The following is a 5,908-nucleotide window of genomic DNA, read 5'->3' on the forward strand; positions in this document are numbered from 1 at the left end:
GCCTATGCGCTGATCTTCATGCTGTTCACCATGGCCAATGTGGGCCTGCCGGGCACGTCTGGCTTTGTCGGTGAATTCCTGACGTTGATGGCCGTGTTCCAGGTCAACACCTGGGTGGCTGCTGTCGCAACAACCGGTGTGATCTTCTCGGCCGCTTATGCCCTTTGGCTGTACCGCCGGGTGGTCATGGGCGATCTGATCAAGGAAAGCCTGAAGTCGATCACGGATATGGGCCGACGCGAGAAGGCGATCTTTGCACCGCTGGTCGTGATGACGATCCTGCTGGGGGTTTATCCTGCGCTGATCCTCGACATCATTGGTCCATCGGTGGCCGCTCTTGTGACCCAATACGATACGGCACTGGCCGCGGCTGAGGCCGCGACGCAGTTCGCCGAAAACTAAGGACACGTTCTTTCATGTCCTACCACTACGTTACTTGAGGACGTTTATATGTCTGCTGATCTGACCATCATCCTGCCCGAGATCCTGCTGGCTGTCTTTGCCATGCTGGGCCTGATCGGGGCGGTCTACACGTCCAAGGACGGCCTCGCGTCGCCGCTGCTGTGGGCCACATCTGCGGTGTTTCTAGCCGTTGCAGCCTGGATCGGGTTTTCGGGCGAGGGGACGAATGTCGCCTTTGGCGGAATGTTCGTGGATGACGGGTTCTCGCGCTTTGCCAAGGTGACGATCCTTGTCTCCGCCGCTGCGGTCCTGTTGATGAGCGAAGGGTACATGTCCCAGCGTGGCTTGCTGCGCTTTGAATACCCGATGCTGGTGGCGCTGGCTGCCGTCGGCATGATGACCATGGTGTCCGCCGGTGATCTTATGGCGCTCTATATGGGCCTCGAATTGCAGTCGCTTGCGCTTTATGTCGTGGCATCGCTGCGTCGTGACAGCGTGAAGTCGACCGAGGCGGGGCTGAAGTATTTTGTCCTTGGCGCGTTGTCGTCTGGCCTACTGCTCTATGGCGCGTCGCTGGTCTATGGCTATGCGGGCACAACGCTGTTCTCGGGCATTGTGCAGGTTGCGGAAGAAGGCGTGTCGCTTGGCCTGCTCTTTGGCCTTGTTTTCCTGATGGCAGGTTTTGCATTCAAGGTGTCGGCCGTGCCGTTCCATATGTGGACGCCAGACGTTTACGAGGGCTCGCCCACGCCGGTCACTGCTTTCTTCGCGACGGCACCCAAGATGGCGGCCATGGCCCTATTCGCCCGGGTGATGCATGACGCCTTTGGTGGAGCGGTCGCCGACTGGCAACAGGTCATGGCGCTGCTGTCCGTCCTGTCGATGTTCCTTGGGGCCTTCGCGGCCATCGGCCAGACCAACATCAAGCGACTGATGGCCTTCTCGTCCATTGCGCATATGGGGTACGCCCTGATGGGCTTGGCGGCAGGCACCGTGCTGGGTGTGCAGGCGATGCTGGTCTACATGGCGATCTACGTGACGATGAATGTCGGAACTTTCGCCTTCATCCTGATGATGGAGAAGGACGGCCAGCCGGTGGTCGAGATCAGTGCGCTCAGAATGTATTCCAAGCGTGAGCCGGGCAAGGCGCTGGCAATGCTGGTGCTGTTGTTCTCGCTTGCAGGTGTGCCACCGATGCTGGGTTTCTTTGGCAAACTCTATGTCCTGCGTGCGGCTTATGAAGGCGGGTTGGCATGGTTGGCCATTGCGGGTGTGATCGCGTCGGTGATCGGCGCCTACTATTACTTGCGCATCGTCTTCTACATGTATTTTGGCGATACGGATGAAGAGCGCCTGAACGGTGGCAAGTCTCCGATCCTGTGGGCCATGCTGATGGGGTCGGCTGCTGTCATGGTGCTGGGGATCATCAACATGTTCGGTGTCGAAGGGGCTGCGGCTGCAGCTGCGCTGACCTTGGTGAACTAGGGCGCTTCTGGCCGACCGGCCCTTCGGGGAGGATTTTTTGGAAACAGGAAAGTCATGATCGCTTGGCCCGCAGGATATGGGCGGCGCGTGTTGAGTTCTGTGGATTCGACGCTGAGCGAGGCTGCGCGTATTGCGCCGGATCTGGCCGGGCCTGAATGGTTTTTGGCGCTGGAGCAGACGGCAGCGCGTGGGCGGCGCGGGCGGGCATGGGCGATGCCAGCCGGTAACTTTGCAGGCACGCTGGTGTTGCCGTTGGACGAGGCACCCGGGCACGCTGCGTTGCGGTCCTTTGTTATGTCGTTGGCGCTGCGCGATGCGTTTGTGGCTGCAACGGGTCGGGAGGATGTGTTTGCCCTCAAATGGCCGAATGATGTGCTGCTGCGCGGTGGTAAGGTGGCCGGCATTCTGCTGGAGAGCGTTGGCAGTGGCGCACGGGTTACCCACTTGGCAATTGGCGTAGGTGTGAACCTTGCGGCGGCACCTGATGCATCTCAGGTCGAAGAAGGCGCGCTGCCGCCCGTGGCACTCAAATCGACGCTCGGGACGGATATCTCGCCGGAGAGCTTTCTGGATGTGCTGGCGGTGTCTTATGCGCGTTACGAAGATCAGTTTCGCACCTATGGGTTCGACCCGATCCGCACCGCCTGGCGTACCCATGCGGCCAAAATGGGCGAGGTCATCACGGCCCGCACCACGCGCGACACGCATGTAGGCACCTTTGTGGACGTGGACGGCGATGGGCAACTTGTTCTAGAGACGGCCAAGGGCCGGATCACCATTCCGGCGGGCGACGTCTTTTTCTAGAGAGGGGCATGTGATGCTTCTGACCATCGATTGCGGCAACACGAACACTGTCTTCTCGATCTGGGACGGGACGCAGTTCCTTGCCACGTGGCGCACCTCGACCGAGTGGCAGCGCACTGCGGACCAATACTATGTCTGGCTGTCGACCCTGATGGAGTTCCAGAAGCTGGATGTTGAGATCACGGATGTCATTGTGTCGTCCACGGTGCCGCGGGTTGTCTTTAACCTGCGTGTCCTGTGTGATCGTTATTTCAATTGCCGTCCTTACGTTGTGGGCAAGCCCGATTGCCTACTGCCTGCGCCGCCACGGGTGGATGAGGGCACGCAGATTGGCCCCGACCGCCTGGTGAATACGGCGGGCGCCTATGATCGATGTGGCGGCGATCTGATCGTTGTGGATTTTGGGACGGCGACGACGTTTGACGTGGTGGCTTCCGACGGCGCGTATGTGGGGGGCGTGATCGCGCCCGGTGTGAATCTGAGCCTTGAGGCCCTACATAGTGCAGCAGCTGCGCTACCACATGTGGACATCACCAAGCCGCAAGCCGTTGTGGGCACCAACACGGTGGCCTGCATGCAGTCCGGTGTCTTTTGGGGTTACGTGGGCCTTGTCCGTGAGATATGTGCCCGAATTAAAGCGGAGCGTGCCCGCGAGATGCGCGTAATCTCGACAGGGGGGCTGGCCCCTCTATTTCAACAGTCCGAAGCGCTGTTTGACGACTTTCAAGACGATTTGACGATGCATGGCCTGACGGTCATCCATCGCTACAACAAGGAAAATAACTGAACTTATGAGCAGTGAACGTTTGATCTACCTGCCCCTTGGGGGAGCGGGTGAAATTGGCATGAATGCCTATGTCTATGGCTATGGCGCGCAAGATGCCGAGCGGTTGATCGTGGTGGACCTGGGCGTGACCTTTCCCGATATGGACAGCACGCCCGGTGTGGACCTGATCCTGCCCGATATCACCTGGTTGGCTGAGCGGAAGGACCGCATTGACGGTATCTTTGTTACGCACGCCCACGAGGATCACATCGGGGCCGTTGCCCATACTTATGGCCAGCTTGGCGCACCGATCTATGCGCGGCCTTTCACGGCCAACATCGCGCGACGCAAGATGGACGAGCATGGGCACCCCGAGGATGCGGTTCGCGTGGTCGCAGGCTGGCCGGACCAAGTGCAGGCGGGACCGTTCAAGGTGGGCTTTCTGCCGATGTCCCACTCGATCCCCGAAAGTGCGGCGCTGATCATCGACAGCCCTGAGGGTCGTGTGATCCATTCAGGTGACTTCAAGCTGGATCCGACACCAGTTGTCGGAGAGCCGTTTGATCCGGACCTGTGGGCCGAGGTCAGCAAGGATGGGGTCAAGGCGCTGGTCTGCGACTCCACTAACATCTTTTCACCGCATCCCGGTCGGTCCGAGCTGTCAGTCGGGCCTGAAATCGAAAAGCTGGTGCGCAGCCATACGTCGGGGATCGTGGTCGCGACGACGTTTGCATCGAATGTCGCGCGGGTTAAAACACTGGCCGAGGCCGGTGAACGGGCAGGGCGATCTATTGTCCTGCTGGGACGCGCCATGCGCCGGATGATCGAGGCCGCCGTTGAAACGGGCGTGCTGACCGACTTTCCATCGGTTGTCAGCCCGGAAGACGCCAAGAACATTCCGCGCGAGAACCTGATGCTGCTGGTGACCGGTAGCCAAGGCGAGCGGCGCGCCGCGTCCGCGCAGCTTGCGAACGGCAAATACATGGGGCTGGAGTTGAAAGAGGGCGATCTGTTCCTATTCTCGTCCAAGACCATTCCAGGCAACGAACGTGGTGTGATCCGCATCATGAATCAGCTGTCTGAAAAGGGCGTGGATGTGGTGGATGACTCGTCCGGCCTGTACCACGTGTCAGGTCACGCCAACCGGCCTGATCTGGAACGCCTGCAGGATATCGTGAACCCGCAGATCGTCGTGCCGATGCATGGTGAACATCGGCACTTGAGGGAACATGTCAAACTGACCGAGGGCAAGGGCCGCACGGGTGTGCTGGCCGTGAATGGCATGATGATCGACCTGAGCGGCAATGCACCCAAAGTGGCAGAATACATCGAGACCGGGCGGACGTATCTGGATGGGTCCGTGCAAATCGGCGCGCTGGACGGCGTGGTCCGTGACCGTATCCGCATGGCGCTGAATGGACATGTGCTGGTCACGCTGATCCTCGACGAAGAGGATGAACCGTTGGGTGAACCTTGGTGCGAGTTGATGGGTCTGTCCGAGACCGGGCGCAGCAATGCGGCACTGGTTGAGGTCCTGGAAGAAGACCTGAGCCAGTTCCTTGGGCGCGCGGATGCCAAGACATTGCGCGACGATGACAGCTTGACCGAAGCGTTGCGGCGCGTCGTACGCAAGTCAGCGCAGGATGAGATCGGTAAAAAGCCGGAAGTGACAGTTGTGATCAGCCGGATGCACTAATGCACACACACTACCGCGACATTCTTGACCGTGTTTCTGATCCAGTCCTGTGGTTCGATGAGGCAGCGGTGCCAAGGTTCGAACCGTTTTCGCCAAAGCTAACGGCGAATATCTATGCACAGGAGGCAGTGCTCGTACGTATTGAATGCCAAGGCTGCAGGACAGAGTTTGATGTGGCTTTCACCTCGCCTGCAGCGTCAAAGCCAATAGAGCCGGATGACACTCATTACCGGAGATACCCTCTACTGCGGGACTATATTTCCTCAAGAAAGTTGCACTACGGGGATCCTCCAAACATTCGATGCTGTGTGGCAGGTGCCAGCATGAGCAGCGTTCCGAGGACAGTTCTTGAATACTGGGTCAAACCCTATGCCTTGGGTGAAGGCTTAGGGTGTAGTTGGCCGAACCGGCTAGACCTTGAGAACCCAATACATGTTGAGCGCGCGCGCAAAGGTGATCTGATTTTGGCCCCGGAAACAATGCAGTTCCGCCGAAATCCCGAGTTCGAGGGAATTGACCTTACTCCGGAATGGGCAAGCTAGTCAGCTCGCCATACGCTCTTCAAAGCTTAGGCCAATGAAGCTGGGTGTGTGATCGCCCAACCCAACCACTTTGTTGCCACCACGATCGTCGCGGGACGACCGACTGCGGCTCGACGGCGAGCGGCTGCGCGATTTTGATGAGGTGTCCTCGCGCGGCGTTTCTGCCTTGGTTTCGGTGGTTGCTTCTACCGGTGTTTCGGTTTTCGGCTCCGA

6 protein-coding genes and 1 pseudogene are annotated in these 5,908 nt (G+C 59.2%); 6 read left to right on the top strand and 1 reads right to left on the bottom strand.

Going from position 1 to position 5,908, the window contains the following annotated elements; genetic code table 11:
- The 6 genes from AC6RA8_RS20575 to AC6RA8_RS20600 form a co-directional block, all read left to right on the top strand.
- Positions 1-402, top strand: a 402-nt coding sequence (locus AC6RA8_RS20575; protein WP_500355440.1) for a proton-conducting transporter transmembrane domain-containing protein, incomplete at its 5' end; no start/stop codon positions are given.
- 48 nt (positions 403-450) lie between these two features.
- Positions 451-1,887 (top strand): NADH-quinone oxidoreductase subunit NuoN, encoded by a 1,437-nt coding sequence (gene nuoN / locus AC6RA8_RS20580; RefSeq protein WP_500355442.1) that lies wholly within the window; start codon positions 451-453, stop codon positions 1,885-1,887.
- 54 nt (positions 1,888-1,941) lie between these two features.
- Positions 1,942-2,691 carry a biotin--[acetyl-CoA-carboxylase] ligase gene (locus tag AC6RA8_RS20585; protein ID WP_500355444.1) on the top strand — a complete coding sequence of 250 codons (750 nt, stop codon included), beginning with the start codon at positions 1,942-1,944 and terminating at the stop codon, positions 2,689-2,691.
- Positions 2,692-2,704: 13 nt separating this feature from the next.
- On the top strand, positions 2,705-3,478 hold the full coding sequence (locus AC6RA8_RS20590) for a type III pantothenate kinase (RefSeq protein WP_500355445.1): 774 nt from the start codon (positions 2,705-2,707) through the stop codon (positions 3,476-3,478).
- Between the two features lie 4 nt (positions 3,479-3,482).
- The gene (locus AC6RA8_RS20595) at positions 3,483-5,153 is read left to right on the top strand and encodes a ribonuclease J (protein ID WP_500355447.1); all 1,671 of its coding nucleotides are present in this window, start codon (positions 3,483-3,485) and stop codon (positions 5,151-5,153) included.
- 323 nt (positions 5,154-5,476) lie between these two features.
- Complete coding sequence (locus tag AC6RA8_RS20600) at positions 5,477-5,695, top strand: hypothetical protein (protein ID WP_500355449.1); 219 nt, start codon at positions 5,477-5,479, stop codon at positions 5,693-5,695.
- Here the strand turns inward: AC6RA8_RS20600 and AC6RA8_RS20605 are convergent.
- Positions 5,696-5,908: pseudogene (locus AC6RA8_RS20605) on the bottom strand (DEAD/DEAH box helicase); the annotation flags it as partial.

This window comes from Tateyamaria sp. (assembly GCF_059783535.1).